This is a genomic window from Nitrospira marina, from assembly GCF_059568365.1.
In genome coordinates this window covers 2,218,375-2,242,090 of record NZ_JCANTH010000001.1, presented here as the reverse complement: position 1 = coordinate 2,242,090, position 23,716 = coordinate 2,218,375, and the positions used below count along the sequence as shown (strand labels likewise).

21 protein-coding genes are annotated in these 23,716 nt (G+C 49.9%); 11 read left to right on the top strand and 10 right to left on the bottom strand.

Going from position 1 to position 23,716, the window contains the following annotated elements:
- Window positions 1-103 precede the first annotated feature (103 nt).
- Entirely contained in the window at window positions 104-757 is a 654-nt protein-coding gene (locus LX98_RS09190) for a hypothetical protein (protein ID WP_496428617.1), read from the bottom strand.
- Window positions 758-1,345: 588 nt separating this feature from the next.
- On the opposite strand from LX98_RS09190, the gene LX98_RS09185 reads away from it, so the two are divergent.
- The gene (locus LX98_RS09185; protein ID WP_496428616.1) at window positions 1,346-2,251 is read left to right on the top strand and encodes a thioredoxin domain-containing protein; all 906 of its coding nucleotides are present in this window, start codon (window positions 1,346-1,348) and stop codon (window positions 2,249-2,251) included.
- 202 nt (window positions 2,252-2,453) lie between these two features.
- Here LX98_RS09185 and LX98_RS09180 read toward each other — a convergent pair whose 3' ends face one another.
- Window positions 2,454-2,663: a hypothetical protein gene (locus tag LX98_RS09180; protein WP_496428615.1), complete on the bottom strand. Its 210-nt coding sequence runs from the start codon at window positions 2,661-2,663 to the stop codon at window positions 2,454-2,456.
- A 119-nt stretch (window positions 2,664-2,782) separates the two neighbouring features.
- Here LX98_RS09180 and LX98_RS09175 point away from each other — a divergent pair, with 119 nt between their 5' ends.
- Window positions 2,783-3,310, top strand: coding sequence for a Uma2 family endonuclease (locus tag LX98_RS09175; RefSeq protein WP_496428614.1), 528 nt, complete (start codon window positions 2,783-2,785; stop codon window positions 3,308-3,310).
- A gap of 141 nt (window positions 3,311-3,451) precedes the next feature.
- Here the strand turns inward: LX98_RS09175 and LX98_RS09170 are convergent, their stop codons facing one another.
- On the bottom strand, window positions 3,452-4,981 hold the full coding sequence (locus LX98_RS09170; protein WP_496428613.1) for an NFACT RNA binding domain-containing protein: 1,530 nt from the start codon (window positions 4,979-4,981) through the stop codon (window positions 3,452-3,454).
- Between the two features lie 385 nt (window positions 4,982-5,366).
- Window positions 5,367-6,224 carry a class I SAM-dependent methyltransferase gene (locus tag LX98_RS09165; protein ID WP_496428612.1) on the bottom strand — a complete coding sequence of 286 codons (858 nt, stop codon included), beginning with the start codon at window positions 6,222-6,224 and terminating at the stop codon, window positions 5,367-5,369.
- Window positions 6,225-6,581: 357 nt separating this feature from the next.
- Between LX98_RS09165 and LX98_RS09160 the strand changes: the two genes are divergently transcribed.
- The 3 genes from LX98_RS09160 to LX98_RS09150 all read left to right on the top strand — a co-directional run bounded on the left by LX98_RS09160 (window position 6,582) and on the right by LX98_RS09150 (window position 8,159).
- A complete protein-coding gene (locus LX98_RS09160; RefSeq protein WP_496428611.1) occupies window positions 6,582-6,941 on the top strand; it encodes a TSUP family transporter in 360 nt (119 codons plus the stop codon).
- Window positions 6,942-7,056: 115 nt separating this feature from the next.
- Window positions 7,057-7,677, top strand: coding sequence for a MarC family protein (locus LX98_RS09155; RefSeq protein WP_496428610.1), 621 nt, complete (start codon window positions 7,057-7,059; stop codon window positions 7,675-7,677).
- Between the two features lie 140 nt (window positions 7,678-7,817).
- On the top strand, window positions 7,818-8,159 hold the full coding sequence (locus tag LX98_RS09150; protein ID WP_496428609.1) for a hypothetical protein: 342 nt from the start codon (window positions 7,818-7,820) through the stop codon (window positions 8,157-8,159).
- A 470-nt stretch (window positions 8,160-8,629) separates the two neighbouring features.
- On the opposite strand, the gene LX98_RS09145 is transcribed toward LX98_RS09150, so the two are convergent.
- Entirely contained in the window at window positions 8,630-12,784 is a 4,155-nt protein-coding gene (locus tag LX98_RS09145; protein ID WP_496428608.1) for a two-partner secretion domain-containing protein, read from the bottom strand.
- Between the two features lie 1,013 nt (window positions 12,785-13,797).
- On the opposite strand from LX98_RS09145, the gene LX98_RS09140 reads away from it, so the two are divergent.
- The 4 genes from LX98_RS09140 to LX98_RS09125 all read left to right on the top strand — a co-directional run bounded on the left by LX98_RS09140 (window position 13,798) and on the right by LX98_RS09125 (window position 16,232).
- On the top strand, window positions 13,798-14,154 hold the full coding sequence (locus tag LX98_RS09140) for a cupredoxin domain-containing protein (protein ID WP_496428607.1): 357 nt from the start codon (window positions 13,798-13,800) through the stop codon (window positions 14,152-14,154).
- Window positions 14,155-14,180: 26 nt separating this feature from the next.
- Entirely contained in the window at window positions 14,181-15,332 is a 1,152-nt protein-coding gene (locus tag LX98_RS09135; protein ID WP_496428606.1) for a Rieske 2Fe-2S domain-containing protein, read from the top strand.
- Window positions 15,333-15,425: 93 nt separating this feature from the next.
- On the top strand, window positions 15,426-15,779 hold the full coding sequence (locus tag LX98_RS09130) for a hypothetical protein (RefSeq protein ID WP_496428605.1): 354 nt from the start codon (window positions 15,426-15,428) through the stop codon (window positions 15,777-15,779).
- A 24-nt stretch (window positions 15,780-15,803) separates the two neighbouring features.
- Complete coding sequence (locus tag LX98_RS09125; RefSeq protein WP_496428604.1) at window positions 15,804-16,232, top strand: hypothetical protein; 429 nt, start codon at window positions 15,804-15,806, stop codon at window positions 16,230-16,232.
- Window positions 16,233-16,311: 79 nt separating this feature from the next.
- On the opposite strand, the gene zwf is transcribed toward LX98_RS09125, so the two are convergent.
- Complete coding sequence (gene zwf, locus LX98_RS09120; protein ID WP_496430583.1) at window positions 16,312-17,838, bottom strand: glucose-6-phosphate dehydrogenase; 1,527 nt, start codon at window positions 17,836-17,838, stop codon at window positions 16,312-16,314.
- 526 nt (window positions 17,839-18,364) lie between these two features.
- On the opposite strand from zwf, the gene LX98_RS09115 reads away from it, so the two are divergent.
- Both LX98_RS09115 and LX98_RS09110 read left to right on the top strand, forming a co-directional pair.
- The gene (locus tag LX98_RS09115; RefSeq protein WP_496428603.1) at window positions 18,365-19,024 is read left to right on the top strand and encodes a hypothetical protein; all 660 of its coding nucleotides are present in this window, start codon (window positions 18,365-18,367) and stop codon (window positions 19,022-19,024) included.
- Window positions 19,025-19,034: 10 nt separating this feature from the next.
- Window positions 19,035-19,490 carry a YfcE family phosphodiesterase gene (locus tag LX98_RS09110; RefSeq protein ID WP_496428602.1) on the top strand — a complete coding sequence of 152 codons (456 nt, stop codon included), beginning with the start codon at window positions 19,035-19,037 and terminating at the stop codon, window positions 19,488-19,490.
- Window positions 19,491-19,702: 212 nt separating this feature from the next.
- Here the strand turns inward: LX98_RS09110 and LX98_RS09105 are convergent, their stop codons facing one another.
- The 4 genes from LX98_RS09105 to trpB form a co-directional block, all read right to left on the bottom strand.
- On the bottom strand, window positions 19,703-19,903 hold the full coding sequence (locus tag LX98_RS09105) for a hypothetical protein (protein ID WP_496428601.1): 201 nt from the start codon (window positions 19,901-19,903) through the stop codon (window positions 19,703-19,705).
- A gap of 538 nt (window positions 19,904-20,441) precedes the next feature.
- Window positions 20,442-21,368 (bottom strand): N-acetylmuramoyl-L-alanine amidase, encoded by a 927-nt coding sequence (locus LX98_RS09100; protein WP_496428600.1) that lies wholly within the window; start codon window positions 21,366-21,368, stop codon window positions 20,442-20,444.
- Window positions 21,369-21,543: 175 nt separating this feature from the next.
- Window positions 21,544-22,404: a tryptophan synthase subunit alpha gene (gene trpA / locus LX98_RS09095; protein ID WP_496428599.1), complete on the bottom strand. Its 861-nt coding sequence runs from the start codon at window positions 22,402-22,404 to the stop codon at window positions 21,544-21,546.
- An 80-nt stretch (window positions 22,405-22,484) separates the two neighbouring features.
- A complete protein-coding gene (gene trpB, locus LX98_RS09090; protein ID WP_496428598.1) occupies window positions 22,485-23,678 on the bottom strand; it encodes a tryptophan synthase subunit beta in 1,194 nt (397 codons plus the stop codon).
- Between the last annotated feature and the right edge of the window lie 38 nt (window positions 23,679-23,716).

Here is a 23,716-nt window from a genome sequence, read left to right as displayed (position 1 = left end):
CGTAAGTTTTTCCTCATACGAATAGGTTTGCACATGCTAGTGAGATCATGAACGTCAGCACAACCAATATTGTCTATACAGGCCTTGGATAAACCGGTTCCCGCTAAATGGCGCCGCAGTCCGCGAGCAATTCTTGTATCGTTTTGTCCACCCCCTTGCCCGGCAAATCGTCGACCCAGCACGGCTGATCAGAGCCGGCAATACATTGCTGCATGTATGCCCAATGTGCGACCTGGGTTGATTGAGTTCCCGATGCCATTTGCATAAGGAACGTCCATGAGCCACGCTGTTTGACGAGTTCGCCGGTGCCAGTCGTAATGGTTGGGCTTTTCGGGGCGGGAAGCCCCGGCATGCCATTGAAGGAGATTTCCACTCGCCCGCCTGGTTGACCCGGTGTACTCGGTGGACCCGGTGTCACCGAGCCGAACATGTATTGACAGAGAGAAGGCTGGCCTTCAAATTTGACAACCACAGGCCCGAAGAAAAATCCGTCATCGAATTTTTCGATATGCCAGACCGTCTGGTCATCGATTGGCACAGTCGTATTTGGATTGCTGGGATCATCCGTGTCCCACATATAGGCCTTGAGATACTCAGATGGCACGTACCAGTAGGTGCCACCGTTTGCTCCCAGCCAAGCCCACGGAGAATTTTGTGGCTTTGAATTTTCACCCTTTGCCGTGGCTTCACCATAGAATGCGGTGACCATCATGACCGCACTCGACACCATGGCAACAAGATATTTCGATGGTAACATTTCGTTTCCGTCCTTTTCAGAGAGAATCTTTTATTTGTCCTTGTTGGATACCGTCCCAATACCTCCAGACTATGTTCGCGTAATCATTTAGGCGTTCTGATTAAATGACAGCGAATTAATTACCACAGAGGGTGTGATTAATTTCGCATTGGGTCATAATGCCGGCGCCTATCTGTTCGGCATTGAGGTTCACGATCGCCGCATTTGTCTGCGCGCTGATATTATTGCACCCGCATCATGTATTCCATAAAACGGATCCGATGCGGACCAGGATTTTTTGTCTATACAATACGCATCAGGCTTTTCCTGTTGGTCCGTTGCCGATTACCTGCAATGGGGCAACGCATCTGAAGTGATGCCTTCCCTGTAAGTTCATCTATCTGACCAGAATAAACCGGTTGATTTTTAATCGGTCGGCAGTAAAAGTCAAGGAAATTCTCGTTGAGCTCGCTTTCTTGTGGTTATGCAATCTGTGTTGAACAATCTCATGGCATGCCTCGATCTTCATCCCGTGATTTGTTACCTTCTTTTTGAGAGTGGATTTTGATCGAGATGGGTTGTGATAAAATTTGCACGGCAGGCTGTGCGATGAATGGGCAACTTTTTATTGCAAGTTATGAAAAGGCGGATATGAATCGACAAATTCAGGGAATTGAGAAACCGGAGAACAGCCCAGGAGGAAATAGCAGACTCCTCCGAGGACTAATCGGCCTGCTGGTGTGTGTCGGATTGCTCATGATCAACCCTGGATCGGGCCGGGCCGCCGTTGAAGAAGATGTCCGGGCCCTTCGTGAAGATATGGAGCAGGTGAAGAAGGATCTTGCTGAAATTAAGAGTATCCTTCAGAGTGCGATAAAACGGCCAAGTCCCGAGAAAAGCACTGGCACCGTGGGTGTGACCGGGGGTGCGATGCTGGGGGAAACCGATGCGCCGGTGACGATCGTGGAATTCTCGGACTATCAATGTCCATTTTGCCAACGGTATTCATTGACGGTGTTCCCTGTGCTCAAACGTGAGTATATCGATACAGGAAAAGTTCGGTATGTCTTCAGAGATTTTCCTTTGAGCAGCATTCATCAACAGGCGGGAAAGGCTCATGAAAGTGCGCACTGCGCCGGAGAATTCAATAAATACTGGGAGATGCATGATGCGTTGTTTCAAAACCAGAAAGATCTCACCGTTCCCTCGTTGAAACAATATGCGGCGGACCTCGGACTGGATTCCACGACGTTCGAGGAATGCTTAGATAGCGGGAAATACCAAGTTGCTATTCAGAAGGACGTTGACGATGGCGGAGCTGCGGGAATTAGAGGAACCCCATCATTTTTTGTCGGGAAAAGCGGCTCAGGAGACTCCATCACCGGAACGATTATCCGTGGAGCCCAACCGCTGGCGAAATTTCAAACCATCATCGATCAGCTCCTCAATGATCATGGGTCGGACGCTGGTGTTTCCCCTGAATCCGATGAAAGTCCACCCGCTCGTCTACCTTAAGCCCTTAATGGAGGCTGTTCGGTCATTCACCCACTCGTTAGTTCATTTTCCCCAAGTAACCACCTCACCCGACTCGTTATCAATAACCCAAGCTCCCGTCGTTCAGTCGAATACCGCATGGGCATGCTCATCTATTTTTACCAACCATTAAACATCCTAGTTGGTGCCGCCTTTCAAACGATTCAATCGATCTTCTTTCAATTCAATCCAGAGCGACTTTTCTCTCTCTACCGTGACAGAACCGGGTTTGAAGCCTTTGCCTTTCCTGACGAATTTCCGGAGGATATAAAACAATATGAGATGCCTGCTGTTCATGCGGATAGGCGACCTTTAAGGTTAGCTGATCGTTATCCTTGGCCGTTTCCCAAATAGGATCGGGAGCCCATCGGTGGACGTATACGTTCGTTAGCATATCATTTTCTTCCATTTTCTAAATCTCATTCTTGAAAGAATTACGAGGAAACGTCAAGGTGGGAGATGGCTTATTATGCAGTCATAGATTCATTGACAGGATGGAAGGAGATTTCTAAAATGAACCATATGTCCAATATTGCCACTGTTCTCTCATCAGAAGAATTATCCCAAGTTTGGGCTGACCTCGCGCAGAATGATCAGCTTCCAGATTGGTATGAGCTCACCGAACATGGAGAACTGATCATGAGTCCAAAGCCCAGCAACCGTCACCAGGTTATTTGCGCAGAGATTGCCTATCAACTGCGCGCACAACTTGGCGGGAAAGCGGTCTCTGAGGCTGCGGTCCTCACCACATCAGCAGGCGTTCGGGTTCCTGATATTGTCTGGATGCCTGAAGACAAATGGCAGGTCGTGACCATCGAAGAGGGATTGATTCGTGCTCCAGATTTCGTCGTTGAGGTGCTATCACCTGGAAATCGGCAGGTCGAAATCAACTATAAAGTCCAAGCCTATCTTGCTTCGGGTATTCAGGAAGTTCTCGTGGTTGGGCTCAAAGGGTCTCTTAAATTCTATCGCCAAGATGGGATTCATACAACTTCTTCGTTTAACGTCAAGCTCTCACTTCCCCCACACCTCTTTCAATAATAACAAGAGAACATCAGCTTATGACTTTCTGAGCGAGCCCCCAATGGGTATCGGAAGATTGTAGTTAGACCTCAGGTCTCTTTCTTTGTGCACCACTCCTGTTTTTTTACCTCCATCAAGTGAGCAGATTAATGCCTGATTTTAGGAAGAGAGTCCTTTGAGCCGATTCAATCGATCTTCTTTTAATTCAATCCAGAGTGACTTCTCTCTCTCCACCGTGACGGAACCGGGTTTAAAGCCTTTTCCTTTCCTGACGAATTTCCGCAACGTATAAATCACCTCACCTTTCCCGCTTTTTCGCAAGTCACTAAACCACAGGGTCAGCGTCGCCGCATCCTTTAATGTCTCCGGAGGCACCGTGGCGCCCTTCTCCAAGCGGACAACCACGTGCGAACCGGGTGTCCCTCGAGCATGAAGCCAGAGATCATCCGGGTTGGCGACCTTCAATGTCAGATGATCATTATCCTTCGCCGTTTTCCCGACTAAGATAGGAAGCCCATCGGCGGATGTATAGGTCCGGTAGCCCTGGGCTGGAGCCGGTCGGCCCTTGGATGCCCGCGTCCCCTGGTAAATCGAGGAATCTGGTTTCTTCTTCGTTCTTGGTAAAACCTCAGGACCCACAATCCCTTGTTCCAATTGAGACAACTTTCTCTCCAATCGGGCCACCTCCTTTTGGGCCTCGTCCACACGGGGTTGGAGATGTTCCTGAGCTCCGATATATTTATGATATTTCCGAAAGTAATCTTCCATATTCCACACCGCATCTTTAGCCGGGTCAAGAGGGAGCGTCAGGGTAGGCAGGGCCTGATCATAATAATCAACCATGATGATGGCCTCTTGTCCCTTTTTGATCTCATGGAGATGACTTTTCAGCAGTTCTCCATACCGGGCATATTCCCGAAACCGCTCGGCCTTTTTGAAATCTTCTTGCAACCCCTGAATTTTTCGTTTGGCATGCTTTAGCGCCTTCCGAGTCTGAACCAGTTGTTGTTCAAGGATGGTATCCCGGCCTTCCTCCTGTTCTCGCTGGCTATATCGGGCTTCCAGTTCCGCCGACACCGGACACATATCGCCAAAGGTACCTGTTCTTTGAGTGGCAGCTTCAGAAAGCGGTTCACGAATTTTCTCTTCATGGGTGATAACAATCTCGTCCTGAGGGACGCGATCATCCATGGCGGAAGGAGGGAGAGCCTCCTGGGAGGGCACCGGCCTCAACCTTGGGGGCGTATAGCGCTCACCCGCCTTCACACGGGAATCCCGTAAGGATTTCAAGACCAGTTTTTTCTCATTCAGGACATGCACATTCGCCTGATTGCCGGTCAAGGCTATCACCAATACAGACATCTGCCGGGCTTTGGCTATTGTGATAAAAACAATCCGGTCTCCCGGCTCTTGGGTGATCTCTGCAATGCGTCCACCCTCCACATGAGAACGCAGAAAGGCACAAAAGGGCGGGGGAGTCGGCGGATTTTCAAACTTCTGAGAGGTCAGATGCAGGCGGGCAAACCGGGGATCCACACACACAAGTAAGTGGCTTGTCTGTCCCTGGGCGCGAATATCGAGGGTTAAGGTCAAGTCCCGGGGTTGGTGGATTTTCTGAACAAACCCACCGATCAGAGCCTTGCGTAATTCCCTGACAATGGACTCACATTCAGTAAGGGAAAGAGCCATAGTTGAATTTTACCGGATCGAAAAAGAGGAATCACAGCAGATATGAATGTTGTATTGTTTCAGGAAGCTGACGGACAATACTCTTCCCATTTGCCAAGAGAGTATTCACGTGGGGAAATGCTTGAGACCATGAGCTACACATTTTTCCCCTTTGTAAGGGGTTTCATTCAAAAGAGGAGAAAGGTGAGGTAGAGATTCAGGTGTGTGCCCATGCCATTGCGCCAGCAGCCCACGCGACAAATTGGCATCTGGCGTTTCTACCTCCCCTCGCCCCTCCTTACAAAGGAGGGGGGGGCTCACAAATCCATATTATCCGAACAACCAACACGAATTCCTGAAGAGCCAAGGGATATACTGGGCATCAGATCGGTGGAGACACCATCCCTTATTCTGGGTTCTTTCCGACCAAGTAGGCAATCCATGAGGGATCGGAATCACCTTTCTCGACGCGATGATACGTACCGGTCCCCTCATTCGCCTCTGCATTGAGGCCTTCCCATAGAAAGTGCACGTCTTCAAAACCGGCCTCTTGCAGGAGTTCCGTGACTTCGGGAATCGTCCACAAGCGCCAATCATAGACAAAGGCATTCCGAAGCTCACTGCCATCGCGGAAGAGAAAATGAATCCGGGTGGTACAGAAATACGTGGAGGGTTCAAAGACATCCTGATCCCAAACGAAGATGAAATCGCCAATGCCGTCGTCAGCAGGATTGTCGATGTCTCGATGCTCCTCTTGTTCCACCTGCGTTTCGCTTCCCCCCCAGATATCCAGCACAAACAATCCCCCGGGCTGAATCGACCGCCTGGCATTCCTGAAGTATTGTAAAAGGGTCGGGCGTTCACGAAATACCATATAACTAAAATTCATGGCAACGGTGAGTTGCGAGAGAGGATGATGGACGTTTAAGACATTGTCATTCACGAGGGTGAGCCGCTGCTGTTGGTCAGGAGTCAGATGAGAAACGTTGTGTTTGATACCCCAATTCAGCGTAGGCCAATCCAGGTCAATGCCCAGGGCATGATTGTCGGGATGCCGGGTCACGAAATGGGAGGATAAAAAGGCGGTTCCGCAGAAATCCTCCCGAAACTGGCGAAGGGGAGTGTTGGTATAGCTCTCGAAATATTCGGTGAGGAACGGTATATCCGCTTCAGGGCTTTGCACGCTCTTTTGGTATAGAAGATGGGCATCGGCCAATTGAGCCATTAAAACTGGTGGGGGAGAGTCATATTCGGGAGAAGTCATTAAAACCTCGTTTCGATTAAGAGAGTGAATTTAGTTTTGAGATTTCGCCAAACAGTCGGGTGGGGTATGATTGAAATTCGGACACTCTCAAATTATTGCTCGTTGTGCTGGTCAATATTACGTGAATGCGGTGGTCTCTTTCTAGGGATATGGCCCAGGAACGGTTGAATCTCATTATACTCGTTCCATGTGCACACTTGTTTCCCCTTTATGAAAGCCATGGTTACTGGGAGGAAGGATGGAGAAAAGGGATGTTGCACATCACCGGTTCCAATTGAATACGCTGGCATCCAACTGGGCGGTTCATGGTTACCCTTGATTCTTTGGTTTCACACAAGATCGAAAAGGAAAATTTACATGGATGGTACATCGTTAGCTATTATTGCGAGCGGGGTATTAGTGGGTATGGGTGCCTCCTTCACCGGGCTCGGTGGCGGATTCTTGATGGTCCCCCTGCTCTTATTTCTCGGTTTCACGGCACAAAAAGCCGTTGGCACCTCATTCGTCGGGATCCTGGTGATTGCCGTCTCGGCCTTGATTGCCCACGGGAGGATGGCCAACGTGGATTACAAATATGGCCTTCTCCTCGGTCTGGGCGGAATTATCGGGGCACAAATCGGTGCACGCCTTGTTGAAGGTGTTCCCACGGACCTGTTCAAGAAAATTTTTGCGGTCATGCTCATGGGTTTGGCCATTTATCTCTTTGTCAAGAAGTAAAACCTGGTGATCTGTCGAACAACCGGTGTGAAAAGGTTAGGCCTGCGCATCATTGGCCCTTTGTGCGATAGTTAAAAATCGAAATTCACGTTGAGCATGGAAAAAGGAAATTCAGATGACTGAGAAGTTTATACGGGATGCCTTGATCTTATGGACGACAATAGACCCGATCGGGACATTGGCCATTTTTACCGCAATTACCAGCAAATTGGACCAAAAGCAACGTAAAAAAACGGCATGGAAAGCCATCTTGTACAGCGCAGCCATACTCCTGGGGGCGATTGTCATCGGTCAGGTTTTGCTCTCAGCCATGGGCATTCGGCTCCTATCTTTGCAAGTGTCCGGAGGAGTCATTCTGTTTTTATTCGGCCTTCAAATGGTTTTTGGAAGCGGGGTCACGAGCAACCAGACAACCGAGGAGCCCGGCCACGATATCGCCGTATTTCCTTTGGCCGTGCCCTCTATAGCAACTCCGGGTGCGATACTGGCTGTCATCCTGTTAACGGATAACCATGTGTATTCAATTCCTACGCAAGCGACCACAGCAGCCATTCTTTTATGCATACTGGCCGTAACACTTGTTTGTATGCTCGCAGCAACCCCCATACTCAAGGTGATCGGAATGAACGGGGCTTCGATATTGGTTCGGGTCATGGGAATGATTCTTGCGGCGTTATCGACTGAATTCGTCATGGAAGCCTTACGTATCCCTCAGTGGATGGGTGCCGCACCGTAACTCCACGCGTCCTACCCAATTCTGTATTAAACCTCTTAGGAGCTTCCTAGCCATTCCTTTGACAAACGTCTACATTTTCAGCATATTGCTTTTAGTTCTTCATCCGAGCTAACAGACCTTTATTGTTGTGAGGCATTTCTATGGCACCATGGCTCATTCCGGCCCTAAAAGCCGTACTTCCACATATCGGGACAATTATTTCGGCCACCGCACCCGCATTTACAAAAAAAGGAACGGCACCCCCCACCGATCAGACGCATCTGTTGCAGCAACAGATCAGTGAATTACAAGCAGCCGCCTCCCAAAACGCCATACATGTCAAAGAACTCGCCGAACAATTACAAAATACGGTTGCGGCCCTCGAACAGGCCGCTTTAGTGGCCACATCCAATCAGCAGCGCGCCTTGCAACTCAGTTTTGCTGCGATCGCCATTTCTACCATCTCCCTCTGTGCTGTGATCTTGCATGTTCTCTTCTTCTAAGACCGCATCAGTCCACTAAAAGTATCGGCCATCCCACTGAACGTTGATGGAGTTCGGAGAAGTGCCATAATTTCTGATACCCTCCTGCATTTTGGCAACATGTACGTACAGATGCGTCATTTTATGAACGCAACCTGAACGCTTGAATAAGTGGGCCGGAGCGGGTTACCAGGGTGAGTATGTCGCCAAAATACCCAAAAAGGTATGGGTTTGTGCAGACACGCGTGGATCTTGTAAGTTTCAACCACTTGTTCCACCTCCGAATAGCATCTGCGAAAACACTTGTATCAAAGCACTACCACCAAACTGGAAAACGCCGCACTTCTAATCTCTATAACCAGGGAAGAACGTACTTATAGCCCGATTTCCTATCATGAACATTGAGGAGAAATGAAAAGAGTGATCGAACCAAGGAAAAGAATATCTATCTTGGAAATGCAGGTGTTATGGGAGATAGTGTTTCAGTATGGTTACGGACGGCATGTTGCACGTTGACCAGTGGCCTGGCTAAAGAGAACCGGTGGGGAATATGCCGCCCCGCGAATGGGAACAGCCTGGGTTTGATTGTTTGAACCTACATGAAGATCGATCGAATTCAGAGCACCAGAATGAGAGGCAAACGGCAGAAGGGGACTGGCCAACAAGGTTCCAGGAGTAGGCGCGATGGTGTCGTCCTTGGTATTTACAAACGAACTAAACCGGCCTTGCTCCGCCACACATTTGGTCCCATACAAAGTCGTCACCGGAACTAGATTTTGCGGCAAGGGCACAATGGTACTACTGAGGAATTGAACCGGGGATTCAATGTTGATCCTGCCGCTTCCCCCGAACTGCGAACGGGCATCCAAGAACGTGAATGGGTCCATCACAATCGCCGAATTGGCCGTGAGGGTGATATCACCTCCGGATCCTGCAACGGCGGTACTCAAAACCTGACTATTTTGGAGTACGATAAAGTCGGGGTCGAAATTGATACTTCCGGCCGACCCGGATCCTTCCTGAACCCGGCTGGTCACCTGACTATTGGTCACATCAATGCGGTTATCGGCCGTGAGTTTGATATTTCCACCCACCGCCGACCCCGCCTCTGTTGTCACAGAAGCCTTGTCAAGCAGGATTGAGTCACTGGCCGTAATAGAAATATCTCCGGCATTTCCCGTGCCGGTCGTGGATGCACTAATCGCGGCTCCATTTTTCATTTTGAACACGGGGGCGGTAATCCGCAGATTCCCTCCTAATCCAGGTCCTTCCGTGCTACTAAAGATTCCACTTCGGACAACCTTGGTTCCCTCAAGAATTCCCACTCCTTTTGCCAGGAAACTTTCCGTCGCCACTATCCGAATATTGCCTCCTGCTCCCGCGTCAATCGCATTCTCGCGAGGGATACTACTGGCGGAAATCTGCCCTCCGCTCTGTATTTCTATCGTTTTCGAAATAACCTCAATTTGCCCAGCGTCACCTGCCCCGTCAGTACTGCTTGAAATCTTACTTTGCAGGGGTCTACCGATGGCATCCGGGAACGGGACCATACCCGACATGATGAGCTTGTCAGCTGTGAGAAGAATTTTTCCGCCCGGCCCTGCAGTCTCAGGCTGAAGATTGGTTGTGCCATTGGTGATTTGCGCGCCATTTGCAATTGTCAGATTTTTGGCCGAAATAATAATATCTCCAGCCTGATTGATTCCGTGCGTTCTGGTCCCAATGCTGGTTGGTCTAATCGTCCGCCCATTGGCTTCAGGAAAGGGATCCGATCCTATTGGATTTTCCGGGAATTCAGTACGCATAAGGTATCCGGAGAGAGTTAAACTGTCATGGGCCGTAATCGTCACGTTCCCCCGCTGAACCCCCGGAGTACCGGATTGAGATTCAGCGGTGACATCAGCTCCATCACGGATGACAATAGTATTGGCTGTTAGCGAAATGTTTCCGGTTCCTGCCGGTCCGATTACTCCAGCCCGGATGGTGGTTGGAGCCCAACCGAATTTCCCCGATCCCCCAACCGTTCGCGCGCCTGATAGGATTATTGTGTCAGCTTTAACAGTGATATTTCCTGCACGTGGGCGCTGTTCCTTTGGCATGTTGGCAACGATTTTCTCTATGGCATCCGTTATGGGTATCACTCTTCCGGAAGATGACGGGGCTATGACTTCCGCCCCATCTTTCATCACCACATTTTTTGCTGTAATCGAAATATCGCCGGCATTACCAAGAGGTAAATCCGCTAGCCGATTGTCGTGTTCCTCTGCGCGCGCAATAATTCGACTTGATATTTCCTGGGTTTTGCTGGTGTTATTGATTTCTGGATCATACACGCTCATGAAGCCCGAGAGAGAAACAGTTTCTTCGGCCGTGATACTCACCCGGCCGGCATGACCACTTCCCCGGCCTCTTGTTCTTGATGAAATCCATGCACCATCCAGCATTTCAACATTTTTGGCCGTGATGGAAATGTCACCACCACGACCGGGACCCTCTGTGCCACTGGAAATCTCACTTCTAAAAATTGTCCTGTTCTTGTCCACTTTTTCGTACGCACCTGACAATCGAATCGTATCTCCCACGTCAAGGTGTATGTTTCCACCAGCTCCCGCTCCATTTAGAGCCGCATTGGAGATGAGGCCTCCGTCGGCAACAAATAGGTTTTCTGCACTGATTTGAATATCGCCTCCGCGATTCACGCCCTTTGTCTGAGCACGAAGTGCACTCGGAACGACGGTTCGGGGGTTAAGAGTGTTTTGTGGAAGAAGATTCGGTGGAAACTCCGTTCGGACCGCGGTTCCCGAGATAGCAAGATTTTCTTTTGCCTGTATCTGGATACTCCCGGTTTTTTCTATTCTGGTTATGGATTCCGTTTCCGCCGTGACAACCCCTCCATCTTTAATCGTGATATTGTCTGCTTCCAACAGAATGTGTCCCGCCGAAGCCGGGCCAGTCGCGCTGGCTGTCATCTCACTCGGAATAATGTCGATGACCTTGCCGTCAATTTCGGCTCCAGTAAGGTCCAGCGTGGTCGCCTTAATGTTCACGGTCCCGGCAGATGGAGCATTATCGAGCCTGTGCATGTCCGGTTGCTCCTGTCCTATTGAGGCGACATGTATTTTTGCTCCATCCAGGATCCGGACAGTTTGACCGGTCATGTTGATCGTTCCGCCGGAACCCAGAAGCCCATTCCCGGGAAGAGTCAATTCACTGGCACCCGCAAAGAGACCCGATGAGGCGATGCCATTGGCATGTGTGCCTGAAAGAAGAACGTCTCCTGTAGCCGTAATAAAGATTTTTCCGGCATCGCCGCTGCCTCGTCCAAAGGTGCCGGCCGAAATGCGAGCCCCTTCACTTATGGTGAGATTCCCGGTCTGCACCGTGATGGTACCCGCCCGACCTGTTCCCACCGTGTTGGCAAACAAGCCGCTAACGGCCTCTTCCCCAGGGGAAAAATCAGTTAAGCGATTATCACTCCCGGATAGGATGATCTCGCCATCAGGGGCAGTGACCATGATGTTTCCCGCATCACCTTCCCCTCGGGTGCTCACGGACAGGTGTCCCCCATCGGTCAACTCCACAGTGTGTGCACTGATCGTAATCGTTCCCCCCTTCCCGGTCCCTTCTGTCCTGGCAAATATTCCACTTGGGGTGTCCGTTTGCATGCCTGTACCCGCTACCAGGACATTCTCGCTTACCTCAATATCGACATGGCCACCGTCCTGCGCTCCCAGCGTATTGGCACGGATTTGTGATGCATGATCAAGGACCAATCGACCGCCCCGAATCACCACCGTGCCATCATGTTCTCCGCCGGCATCGATGCCGGACCGGTCCGAGACCCGGATGGTGCCACCCGACTCCATGGTTTGCCCATGAATATTAGATGTCTGGTCCAAAGTGTTCGCCATAATTTCTCCCGGCGAACCGACACCAGCCAGGGCAATCTGCCCTCCGGGTGCAGTGAGATTGCTACGGCCAATGGTGATGTCGCCGCCTACGAGCGAAAGCGTTTGGCCTTCCGATACTGACAACGTGGTGCCCTCGACCGAAATGCCGGCTGGATTCGGACCGAGAAATCCAAAGGCCGCAATCGGAGCAATGCTGAGAAGAGAATCCTGAGCACCGGGTAGGGCGGTAAACTGTGCCCCATCTGCAAGTCGCACATAATCAGCGGTCGTAAAATGGGTGGCCCCGCCCACGTTCAAGGTAGCATTGGGGCCAAAGACTATTCCCGCGGGATTCATCAAAAAGAGATTGGCATTGCCGAAGCCATTGGTTTGAATAGTTCCAAAAATATTGGATGGATTGCCGCCGGTGACGCGACTAAGGATGTTTGAAGTCGGAAGCCCCGAATCGTTCAGGAAGTTGGCAATATTGTCCGTGGGAACACCAAACTCCCCAAAGCTATGGAAGAGATTGCCTCCGCCACCCGGTCTTGTTCCACCGGTAATATCATGTTGAACCGCTCCGCCGGGAAGATGCCTCGGCGCACTGATCTGAGTATTGAGTCCGGATGAAGTAATGGGTGGTGTTTGAGCCGGAGCCAGCCTGCCATCCACAACCACGAAGATCCCAACGAATAAAAAGGCAACGAGTATCCTTCGCAATTTTCTTTGGAAGATATTGAAAGGAAAGCGAAGCACTAGGTTCAGTCCTTACTTTTCTTTCTGGGCGAAGGTGATACTATTCTATTCCGTTCGGCTTAGGAATCAAGTGGACGTATTAATGGAACAGCCCGACCCTGGCCCATGGGATCAGGGTTTACCTGCCCGGACGTTGCCTTATAAGCAAATGTTCCTAAGTGCCTCATGCCCTTTTGAGGTAATAAGCCAGGACGTGTAAAGGTAAGAAGGGTGGGATTCTCTTTCAGAGATGGGGAGTGTACCCGGGAAAGTAATCTTTTGCTCCTCGTTTTGTGTTTTTCTAAGGTCTCGAAAACCGTTTCCAGTGGTCAGACACGTTTCATTTTGACCCACTTTCAAAATCTGTCCATCAGAAACATCGTCATGCCCGACACGTTCAATCGTGCATCCCTCTATAGTCGTCATTCTCGGTAGTAAGCGGGAATCCATCTTCACTCTTTCAACCTATTGAGGCCGGAGAAAATCGAAGTGAAGTATTCCCTCCCGATTCAAGGATCTCGCCCAATAGAAAACAGGGAGGAAGAAAATTTTTGAGTTGACCAAGGCAAAGCGCTAAAGAGGCCGTATGAGAAGACCTGCTATTAAAAACAGAACGGTGATAGGGCGTGAAATTTTAATTTATCGCGAAGCGAGCTCACAAGCGTGAGTAATCTCGAGTTTCCCACCACGAACTTGCAGTACTTCCAATGGTACGACTGCAGCGTTTTTTCTTCCGAGGGCAGAGAAAATTCCTTTCTTGAAGTTCTATGATCTTGCTAAGTCCAACTTCCGGAGGTGTGTCAGTTATAATGAGGAAGGTATCAAATGGCTAATGGCTCAAGATTTGAGAGAGGAGAGGTCGTGGAACTTTCTTACAACTGCTTGCTTTATTAAAGACCTTGTTTGAGACCAGTAGACACCATACATTCCCTAAGACCATACAATCGGAAAGGAGTTATTCTCTGAAAACATTCCAGTGTGTCCTTTTTCTCTATGTCGTCTTGCTAGGCACTGTCACCTCAGGAACCGGATTTGTGAATGAACCGATCCGGATGGAACATTTCCCTCCCTATTATTATCCGCATGAAGCATTTGTCTGGGCCGGTGTTCCCATTCAATGGATTAATGCGACCGCGTCCCCTCATACCGTCCAGCATGATGATTGTGGAACGGAGAAACCGTGTCCGTTCGATTCCGGGAAGGTCGCACCCGGAAAGACCTACACCCTTCCAGGGCTGCCCCCTGGACGCTATTCATATCACTGTCAAATCCATCCGATTATGGGCGGAACGTTAATCGTAGAAGATCCGAAAGGCAGAGATTTTACGCCGCGAAAAGAAAGTACTCTCTTTCCAGGTATTGACCATGATATGAGTTTTGTAAACAATTGACGAGACAATTTAACCGAGGAGCTCGCATGCCGGATACAACATGGGTCGATGTCGGTGTCGCAGACGAGTTGAAACATCAGCCGGTGCAGCAGGTGCTGATCGGACGCACACCAGTGGCGTTAACTTACTGCAATGAGCAGTTCGGAGCGATCAATGGCGCGTGCAACCATGTGGGCGGCCCGTTGGGTGAAGGTACATTGGAGGGAGAGTATGTGGTCTGCCCTTGGCATTATTGGAAGTTTCATTGTCGGACCGGCAAAGGGGAACCCGGGTATGAAGAAGACGCGGTGCCCGCCTATGACGTGAAAATAGAGAATGGGCGAGTCCTGGTTCGATCCACGGCGATTTCGAAGCGAACGCGTCGAGCACATGAACCCCATCCGCTTGCTCGAACTCCTCGCAGGGAGGACGGTCCGATTCGGGTTCTCGGGCTTTCCACGACGGTCATGACCCCTGATCACCCTCGCTACAGTACTTCAGAAGATTTGCTTGAAGTCGGGCTGACCCATGCCTCGGACAATTTAGAATGTGAAACGCGGTTGTTGCGTCTTCGGGATCTGTCCTTTCGCCCCTGCGAGGGTTTTTATTCCAAATCATCACGGGCTTGTACCTGGCCCTGCTCAATTACGCAGATGGATCCCCAGGATGAGATGGACCAGGTCTATGAAGCACTGGTGCATTGGGCTGATGTCCTGGTCCTGGCCACTCCCATTCGATGGGGGGCCGCAAGCAGCCTCTATTTCAAGATGGTTGAGCGGATGAACTGCATACAGAATCAAGAAACGATTTCAGATACACATCTGCTTCATAATAAAGTAGGCGGGTTTATCATTACCGGCGGGCAGGATAATATTCAGGCCGTGGCCGGGCAACTACTCGGATTTTTCGCCGAAATCGGTGTGCAGTTTCCGCAGTTTCCCTATATTGCCCATTCCCGGGGATGGAGTGCGGAGGATATGCAAAACAATATGCGCTATGTGCAGAAGTCCCGATCACTCCGGGAAGGCGCGATCGCCCTGGTAGAGCGCTGTGTTCAAATGGCCAGCCTGCTGGTACACGGAGATTTAGGGGAATGCCGGACGGCGAGAGGCGGGCGAAAAGCCCACGAGCTGGATACCAGGGCTCAGCTGCATGGTTTGACAGACACTGAAAAAAATCCAGCGGTCAAGCCGGATTAATTTTCGGGTAGGATAACATACCTTCTCCGGTACTTTCTGGACGTCGCGGCCTATTGGACAAGTCAGGGTATAGACGGATAGCGGTTGGATGCCGTGGCTGATGTCCGGGGCCATCAGTTTGGGAAGGCGCTCTGGCAGAAGGTGAAGACCAAAAACCCATCGTCATATATGGTAGCAGAAATCTGGGGCCCTGGTCGTGCTTGGATTCGGGATGGACAGTTTGACGGAGGAACGAACTACGTACTCCGTCAGATCTTCTTGGACTACTTTATTCACGGTTCCATTTCAACCAGGCAATTCGTGTCACGGGTGAGCAAACTTCTTCGGATGTATCCATGGGAAAAGACCTTAACGATGATGAACGTGTTTGGGTCCCATGACACTGAACGCCTGTATACTTTAGCCCGGGGAAATGTTTTACGACTGAAGTTGGCCATGCTGTTTTAGTTTGTTTTTCCAGGAATACCGGCAGTGTATTATGGGGATGAAATCGGGATGAGGGGAGGGAAGGACCCCGATAATCGTCGGGGCATGGAATGGAATCAGCGCAACTGGAATCATGAATTGCGGAATTTCACCAAGCAGCTTATTGCCATCCGGAAATCTCTTCCAATGTTACGCGAAGGGGATTGGACCGTAGTTCAGATACTTTCTGATCTCCAGTGCTGTGTCTTTGTGAGAAAGACGCAAAGAACCTTTGTCTGTCTTCTTATTCATAATGATGATCCTCCCATCTCTATTCAGATTGATATCACCCCGTGGGTGGGGAAGACCTCTCGATGGCTTGAGGACCAGCTTACTGGACACACGTTCAAGTGTGAACAAGGAAAGGTTGTCTTATCCGGCCTGGGGCCACGCTCAGGAATGATACTGACTCCGGTTAAACCGGCTGTCGTGTGAAAAAGGTGAGTGGTGGTGTCTGAGGACCAATTTTATAAATGCAATTTTTTTAGTGAGGGCCCGTGGATTTCTCGGGCATTCAATGATTTCTCCACATTCTGCCGTCCTTGGCCAGCAAGGCATCGGCTTCCGGCGGTCCCCAACTCCCTGAGCTATAGGGACGAATGGCATGCGAGCCCAGGCTCTCCCACACTTTGACAATGGGATCGACGATACTCCAGCCAACCTCGACGCTATCACTTCGCTGAAATAGTGTTGCGTCTCCAGCCATCACGTCGTGCAGGAGTGTCTCATACCCCGTGCTCGGGGCATCACCGAAATATTCCGCATATTGGAAATCCATATCCACTGTCCCGACCTTGACCTTGGGTCCTGGAATTTTGGCTCCAAAACTTAGGGAAATGCCTTCATCCGGTTGAATGCGAATGACCAGCACATTCGGCGTAAGCTTGTCGACTGGAGTCTTACGGAATAGCATCAGCGGGGCAGATTTAAACTGTATGACCACTTCGGTCACTCGGGTGTGTAACCGTTTGCCGGTCCGAAGGTAAAAGGGCACGCCTTCCCAGCGCCAGCTTTCAATACCTAAGGTCATTGCGGCGAAGGTTTCCGTCAAGGAGGTTGGTTCGACATCCTTTTCCATTCGATAAGGAAGGACACTGTGACCATGAATCGATCCGGCCTCATATTGTCCGGCAACCGTTGATTGTAAGACCTCGACGGGGTTCATTGGCTGGATGGCACGGAGCACCTTGGCTTTCTCGTTCCTGACCGCTTCGGGATCAAATGTATTCGGTGGTTCCATCGCCACGAAAGCCAAGATTTGCAGGAGGTGATTGGAGACCATGTCTCGGAGCGCACCGGCTTTTTCATAATAGGCCCCGCGATGCTCAACCCCTAACGTTTCCGCAACAGTGATTTGGACATGATCAATATATTGACGGTTCCAGATTGGCTCAAAGATGCCGTTCGCAAAGCGAAATATTAAAATATTTTGAACGGTTTCTTTGCCGAGATAATGATCGATCCGGTAAATCTGGCTTTCATCGAGCACCTGTCTCAGGGCTTGATTGAGCGATCGGGCCGATGGCAAATCATGCCCGAAGGGTTTTTCAATAACGATACGACGGGAAAAGTCTTTTCGATGTTCGACTAATCCTTTGGCGCCCAGTTGCGCAACGATTTCCGCAAAAAATGTTGGAGCCGTGGCCATGTAATAGAGGTAATTCCCCTGAGTCCCATGTGTGGTATTTAACTGTGTCAGCAAAGACTGAAGGCGTTCGTAGGTTTGAGAATCCCGGAAATCCCCTGCCAGGTAATGCAGGCGATCAAGGAGCCATTCTTTGATGGTGGCATCGATGGGACGGGGACATAATTCATCGATGTCCTGACGGATCTTCTCCCGAAATTCATCCGTATGCATGGGAATCCCATCTATCCCAAGAATGGCAAATTCCTGAGGGAGATAATGACTTGAGGCCAGGTTATATAACGCGGGAATTAATTTTCTCTTCGTGAGATCTCCTTGTGCCCCAAATATGATAAATAACGTGGGCGGTCGAGTTTGCCCATTACTGGGCTGTTGGAAGAGGGCACTTTCTTTCAGTTCATCGGCGTGGTCGAACACAGGATGGGATGGTTTCACTGACTCTTTTACCTTTCCGGACGTGTCGTTCGCATTGGGGGTCCATGGGGTACATAATTTAACCGAGGAATGGGATTTGATTCCTCATAATGATCTTTACCTGATAAAAAAGGCTGCGACCGTGCGCCGCAGCCTTAACAACCGTGACCGGTCTACTTATTACTATACCATTTCCAGAGATAAGCGCTATCCACAACTAACAGTCCGGATACACCATACGGGATGGAGGGACATAGTATCTTTTGAATGGAGTGATCATTTCTAAAAAAGCTAGTTCGACCGAAGAGCCATGCAAGTTTTAATAGGGTTCAGACGCGGGGGTGGTCAGGTTCCCGGATTAGGAATAGATCTCTTCCTGTTGCCGGAGTAAATCGACCTGGTTACCCGTGGGGAGACCCAACAATTGTCAAACAAGTCTCTGACAGGTGGCGGGGCGGGCAGGGTGATATGATTCAGAAGCCCATGTTGGACATATGATACTTATGCTATGATAGATCAAAAACTTTTCTTTTACGCAATTCTGTTTAGGCCTATGCCGCCTTTTCAGTCATTCCCTTTTCTTCCTCCCAAAACAGGCTTTTGGAAAAACGCTTGGACGCATTCAAATTTATTCCCCGGCTATTTAAGTGCGTTAGCGCTTGTAATTTTGCTTGGGGATTTCGCAGCAGGTCCAACCATTCAGTTTCCCATTTTGTATCTTATTCCAGTGTCGCTCGCCTCCTGGTATAGGGGATTTTCCTGGGGGCTGACATGTGCCGTGGCATTGTCTCTTATCAGATTACTTTTTAATATACAGTTTTGGCCGGTTTCCCTCACCCTATTAGATGCCTCCATTAACACGGTGATCAGAATCCTTGTTCTTGGGGGGGCGGCATTCCTTGTAAATCGAACCGCTATCCAAACACGCGCATTAGCCAACAGAGTCAATATATTGGAGGGTTGTCTTCCTATTTGCAGTTTTTGCAAAAAGATTCGTGACGACAATAATAACTGGCAACCGCTGGAACGATTTATTAGTGATCGATCTAATGCGCAATTTACCCATGGGTTTTGTCCGGAGTGTGTCCAACGCCATTACGGGGAATTTTTTAAAACGGGTGATCGACCGACAATAGCTCCTGATTCGCAGGATGAGGGGATCGAATAAAAGAAAGCAGATGATCGGGATTATTTCTGATACGCACGGGCTGGTGCGCCCCCAAGTGATTGCAGCTTTGACCGGTGCGGAATTGATTATCCACGCCGGAGACATCGGAAGCCCTGCCGTCCTGAAGATTTTGGAGGCGATCGCTCCAGTGGTTGCCGTTCGTGGGAATAATGATCAGGACCCTTGGGCTGCGAAGATTCCCCTGACGAATGTCGTCGAACATCAATCGTATGTCTTGTATGTTGTGCATGAACTGGATCACTTGGATTTAGATCCGGTTGCCGCGGAATTTTCTGCGGTCATTTTTGGGCATTCCCATCGTTCCTCTGCCGAGAGACGCAAGGGAGTACTCTACCTCAATCCTGGCAGTGCCGGCCCTCGTCGTTTCACTCTCCCGATTTCCGTGGCCCGTCTTCATGTGACGGAATCCGGTCTTACTCCTGAAATTATCGAGATTACCAAATAAAGCGATAGAGGGGATAAGCGATGAGTCTTCTGGGAGCGCCCTGGTCAACTCTTGTCAAACCCTTGAGACTTGAGTGCTTTGCCGATTGCTTTCTGGTCAAGGGAGTTCGCTTTACCAGAACCCTTGGAGATGTGAACACGAAACCAGGATAAGTCTATGAAGTTGATTGCTTGACGTCATGCAAGAAGGCATTGAAGAGAGTGAATTCGTGATTAGGTTTCTAGATATAAACGAAGGGTATTTTCATGTCCCAACGTGACATGTCCGATTTTGCATTCTCCACTAAGGGAACAGGTGCGTTTGATCGCCAGCACGACCGCCGGGCTTTCATCAGAGCGATAAATGACATCTTCAATGCGAATTTCCACCGCTTTTTCTTGATCTTCCTTGTCTAAGTATTCGGTTTCACCCATGAACAACCCCTTGTTAATTATGGACGTTTTAGCATGTGTCTAACTTTCAATAGACCAAGAACCGTGCCAGAAATTCCTGAAAAGAAATGAGTGAAATGCTTGAAAACCAGGGAAGTTTTAGCTTTTTTGTGCTGTGAGGATTTTGACACCGGGCAAGGACTGCCAGGGCTAGGTAAAAAAGATTTGCTGGATCTTGGCTGGATGATGACCCAGGGAGAAGGGTGAAAGGTTTCTTAGCCTACTTTTGAATGACCGAAGAACAATGGCCACGCGACAACCTCCTAGTAGGATTGAATAATTCAGGCCAACTTAAGTTGAGCATCGCTCCCGTTTCCCATTCTGCCAATCAGATCTCTTTGACGCTATCAAGACTTAAGACCGAAAGCTCTCATTCAGAAATTGGATGTCGGAGTTCTGTCGAGCCAGGATTTTGTCGCACAGGGTCTTTAACAGTATAAGATTTCGACAAGAAAAAATTCCCAGTGGGATCGACTTGAGTAGGTTTCTTTAATGGTTGGTTAACTTGGGACTTGAATCGTTACCCGTTCAAGGATTCAATGTATCGGTTAAAGACCCAGCCTTCGAGATCTTGTCCGGACGACAGTGCGCCCGGGTCCACATCCACTTTGGTCCATCGATCTTGTTTCTCCAATGCGAGGAGTTTCGTTCCCTTGGTGAGGGGAGAGGCTACAAGGTCATATTCCGAACCGGGACCTGAGCGAATATTTAACGCAGATGCCATCACCTGATACCAATCCTCTTCTTCCTGGGATCTTCCCAGCACCAATGCGTGGATATGGTCTAGAGGAAAAGCGGGGCCAGGATCCCGCTTCCGATCCGGGGCAATGTCGTCATGTCCAAGAATTTCCTTTAGGCCATACTGTTGAACCAGTATGATGGCTAGTTCCACCGCAATGAGAATTTGTTTCTCGGAAAAGGCCTGCCACCACTTTGGCTCGGGGTCTAATTTATGGGTTGCAAAAATGGCCTGCGACTTTGGATAGGATTTCCCAAACCAAGCCGTCAATTTGTCTCCCACTGCGATTAATGGCCCGGCATTATCCATTTCAATCCCAATCGAATGTTGATTCAGGCCTCTCAGGCCATCCCAATGACTCACCCCCGCATGCCAGGTCTTCGTCGTAAAGGATGCAAGCTGGGTAACCGTTCCATCCCGGCCTACGACCAGATGGGCTGAGGCTTTTGCTAGGGGGTTTGTCAACCAGGCAATCGAGGATTGGGAGCTTCGTCCGGCTGTATAGTGAAATACCAAGTAGGACGGTTGTATGGTTCCACCCTTATTGGGAGTCTCTAAATAGTTGACCTTGTTTCCCTCTAACCAGTGGTTTGCAAGGCGAAACGGTGAAGAGTGAGTCAAAGGTGCAGAGTGTCGCTGCTTGGCCGTCCCCGTATTTACTGACATTCGAGTGGAATGTTTGCGAGGTCTTTTTCTGGCAGAAGCCATACTCACCTTCCTGGTTTAAGGAAGTTTTGAAAGATTCCCTGCGTCGGAACGTCTGTCCCGAGACGAAGCATGGATGGATTCAATTCCGAGAAATTTTCGTCAGAGAGCCGCCGACAATAGCTCACGAGTATATCGATTATGAGCATTGAAGGTGCAAATTCAACACTGGCAGCCTTTATGAATGCGCGGACACCTTACGTGTTTGGCTTTCGTCTGGCCGACGATATTGCCGTGACGGCAAGAGGACGGATTTCCATTGTTGTGCCATGGCTTGAATGTCAGTGAGAAATGTCGGGGCGGAATGATGTTCACCAATGTGCCGGACTAGGGCGCTCCCAATTATGACTCCATCCGCAAACTGTCCAACTTTTCTGGCTTGCTCGGCTGAGGCGATTCCGAATCCCACTGCCACAGGTTTTCGTGAGGCTCGTTGAAGCTGTTGGACGCTTTGGCGCACCAGGCTGAGATCGGTCAGCTTTGCACCGGTAATACCGGTAAGAGAGACATAATAAATAAAGCCATGTGATCGCTTGATCACAGCACGTCGTCGTTCCGGCGTGCTGGTGGGAGCCAGCAAAAAAATACTCACCGGTCCTCCCGCCGCCTGAGTGGCGTGATAAAGAAGGTCAGATTCTTCCGGAGGCAAATCCGGTACGATGAGTCCATCGACGCCCGCGTCAACGGCATTGGCACAAAAGTCTTTGATCCCCATGGCCATGAGGCTGTTGTAATAGGTCATCAAAATAAGGGGAATAGACGTTGTTTTTCTCAGGTTGGCGACAGTGGCAAGGATATTTTTAAGGGTTGTCCCTGAGTGCAGGGCCCTTTCTGCGGCTTGTTGAATCACCGGACCATCGGCGATAGGATCCGAAAATGGCACACCCAATTCGATCAGGTCGGCACCACCCTGTTCCAACGCTAATACAAGAGATTCGGTCATTGCTAAGGTCGGATCGCCAGCCATGATGTATGGGATGAGGGCTTTTTGCCCCTTGGAGTGGAGTTGTGCAAATGTGGCTTGAATGCGATTGCTCATATCAGAATATTTCAAATGTGCCGCAAGACCTGATGGCCTTCCCAGCCTGATGATTCTCTGGCCACTGAGTATGCCCTCTCCTAGAGAGGAATTCCGCGCATTTTGGCTAATTGTTGAACATCTTTATCTCCGCGTCCGGAGAGATTCATGATTAAGATCTGTGACCTTTTCATCGTGGGCGCCAGCTTGACGACTTCTGCAATCGCATGGGCACTTTCTAGTGCGGGAATGATGCCTTCTTCCTTGGCGAGTAAGTCGAATGCGGCTAAGGCTTCAGCATCCGTTGCGGAGGTGTACCGGATTCGTCCGGTATCATGATAGTAACTGTGTTCAGGACCGACTGCGGGATAGTCCAATCCGGCAGACACTGAATGTGTAGGATTGACTTGACCGTCCTCATTCTGGAGAAGATAGGTCATCGTGCCATGCAAAACGCCGGGTTTTCCTCCTGCAAAGCGCGCGGCATGTTTCCCGCCTTCTATCCCGTACCCGCCGGCTTCCACGCCGACCATCTTGACTTTTGTATCTTTGACGAACGGATAAAATAATCCAATGCTATTGCTGCCACCGCCGACACAGGCGACAAGACAGTGAGGCAAACGACCTTCCAGTGCTAGGATTTGCTTTCGGGTTTCTCGACCAATCACGGATTGAAAATCCCGAACCATCATGGGGTAGGGATGGGGGCCCAGGACCGATCCAAGCAAATAGTGAGTCGTGCTGACATTGGTGGTCCAGTCACGCATCGCCTCACTGATGGCATCCTTGAGTGTGCGACTTCCGGAACTTACCCCTGTCACTTTTGATCCAAGTAACCGCATTCGGAAGACATTCAATGCCTGTCGTTCCATATCCTCGGTGCCCATGTAAATTTCGGCCTCCAGACCGAACATGGCCGCTACAGTAGCCACCGCTACTCCATGTTGTCCGGCACCGGTTTCGGCAATGACGCGTTTCTTTTTCATTTGTCTGGTGAGCAAGGCTTGCCCGACGGTATTGTTGATCTTGTGCGCACCGGTATGACAGAGGTCTTCTCTTTTGAGGTAAATTTTGGCTCCACCAAGTGTTTTGGTGAGACGTTCGGCGAAGAAAAGGGAAGTCGGACGACCAACAAATTGTTTCAGGCAATTCAGAAATTCCTGCTGGAAGAGCCGGCTTTTCTTCGCCGCACGATACGCCTGTTCCAATTCATGGATGGCGGGCATCAGGATTTCCGGGGCATACTTGCCTCCGAATTGCCCGAAGCGCCCGTGTTTATCAGGTATGATTGCCATAAAATGTTTTACTGAAAGAAGACGTAAAAGGAAAAGAG

What these genes read in the sequence shown, in the direction of transcription:
- LX98_RS09190 (WP_496428617.1), bottom strand. Translation starts at nt 757, where the DNA reads ATGTTACCATCGAAATATCTTGTTGCCATGGTGTCGAGTGCGGTCATG.
- LX98_RS09185 (WP_496428616.1), top strand. Translation starts at nt 1,346, where the DNA reads ATGAATGGGCAACTTTTTATTGCAAGTTATGAAAAGGCGGATATGAAT.
- LX98_RS09180 (WP_496428615.1), bottom strand. Translation starts at nt 2,663, where the DNA reads ATGCTAACGAACGTATACGTCCACCGATGGGCTCCCGATCCTATTTGG.
- LX98_RS09175 (WP_496428614.1), top strand. Translation starts at nt 2,783, where the DNA reads ATGAACCATATGTCCAATATTGCCACTGTTCTCTCATCAGAAGAATTA.
- LX98_RS09170 (WP_496428613.1), bottom strand. Translation starts at nt 4,981, where the DNA reads ATGGCTCTTTCCCTTACTGAATGTGAGTCCATTGTCAGGGAATTACGC.
- LX98_RS09165 (WP_496428612.1), bottom strand. Translation starts at nt 6,224, where the DNA reads ATGACTTCTCCCGAATATGACTCTCCCCCACCAGTTTTAATGGCTCAA.
- LX98_RS09160 (WP_496428611.1), top strand. Translation starts at nt 6,582, where the DNA reads ATGGATGGTACATCGTTAGCTATTATTGCGAGCGGGGTATTAGTGGGT.
- LX98_RS09155 (WP_496428610.1), top strand. Translation starts at nt 7,057, where the DNA reads ATGACTGAGAAGTTTATACGGGATGCCTTGATCTTATGGACGACAATA.
- LX98_RS09150 (WP_496428609.1), top strand. Translation starts at nt 7,818, where the DNA reads ATGGCACCATGGCTCATTCCGGCCCTAAAAGCCGTACTTCCACATATC.
- LX98_RS09135 (WP_496428606.1), top strand. Translation starts at nt 14,181, where the DNA reads ATGCCGGATACAACATGGGTCGATGTCGGTGTCGCAGACGAGTTGAAA.
- LX98_RS09115 (WP_496428603.1), top strand. Translation starts at nt 18,365, where the DNA reads ATGATAGATCAAAAACTTTTCTTTTACGCAATTCTGTTTAGGCCTATG.
- LX98_RS09110 (WP_496428602.1), top strand. Translation starts at nt 19,035, where the DNA reads ATGATCGGGATTATTTCTGATACGCACGGGCTGGTGCGCCCCCAAGTG.
- LX98_RS09105 (WP_496428601.1), bottom strand. Translation starts at nt 19,903, where the DNA reads ATGGGTGAAACCGAATACTTAGACAAGGAAGATCAAGAAAAAGCGGTG.
- LX98_RS09100 (WP_496428600.1), bottom strand. Translation starts at nt 21,368, where the DNA reads ATGGCTTCTGCCAGAAAAAGACCTCGCAAACATTCCACTCGAATGTCA.
- trpA (WP_496428599.1), bottom strand. Translation starts at nt 22,404, where the DNA reads ATGAGCAATCGCATTCAAGCCACATTTGCACAACTCCACTCCAAGGGG.
- trpB (WP_496428598.1), bottom strand. Translation starts at nt 23,678, where the DNA reads ATGGCAATCATACCTGATAAACACGGGCGCTTCGGGCAATTCGGAGGC.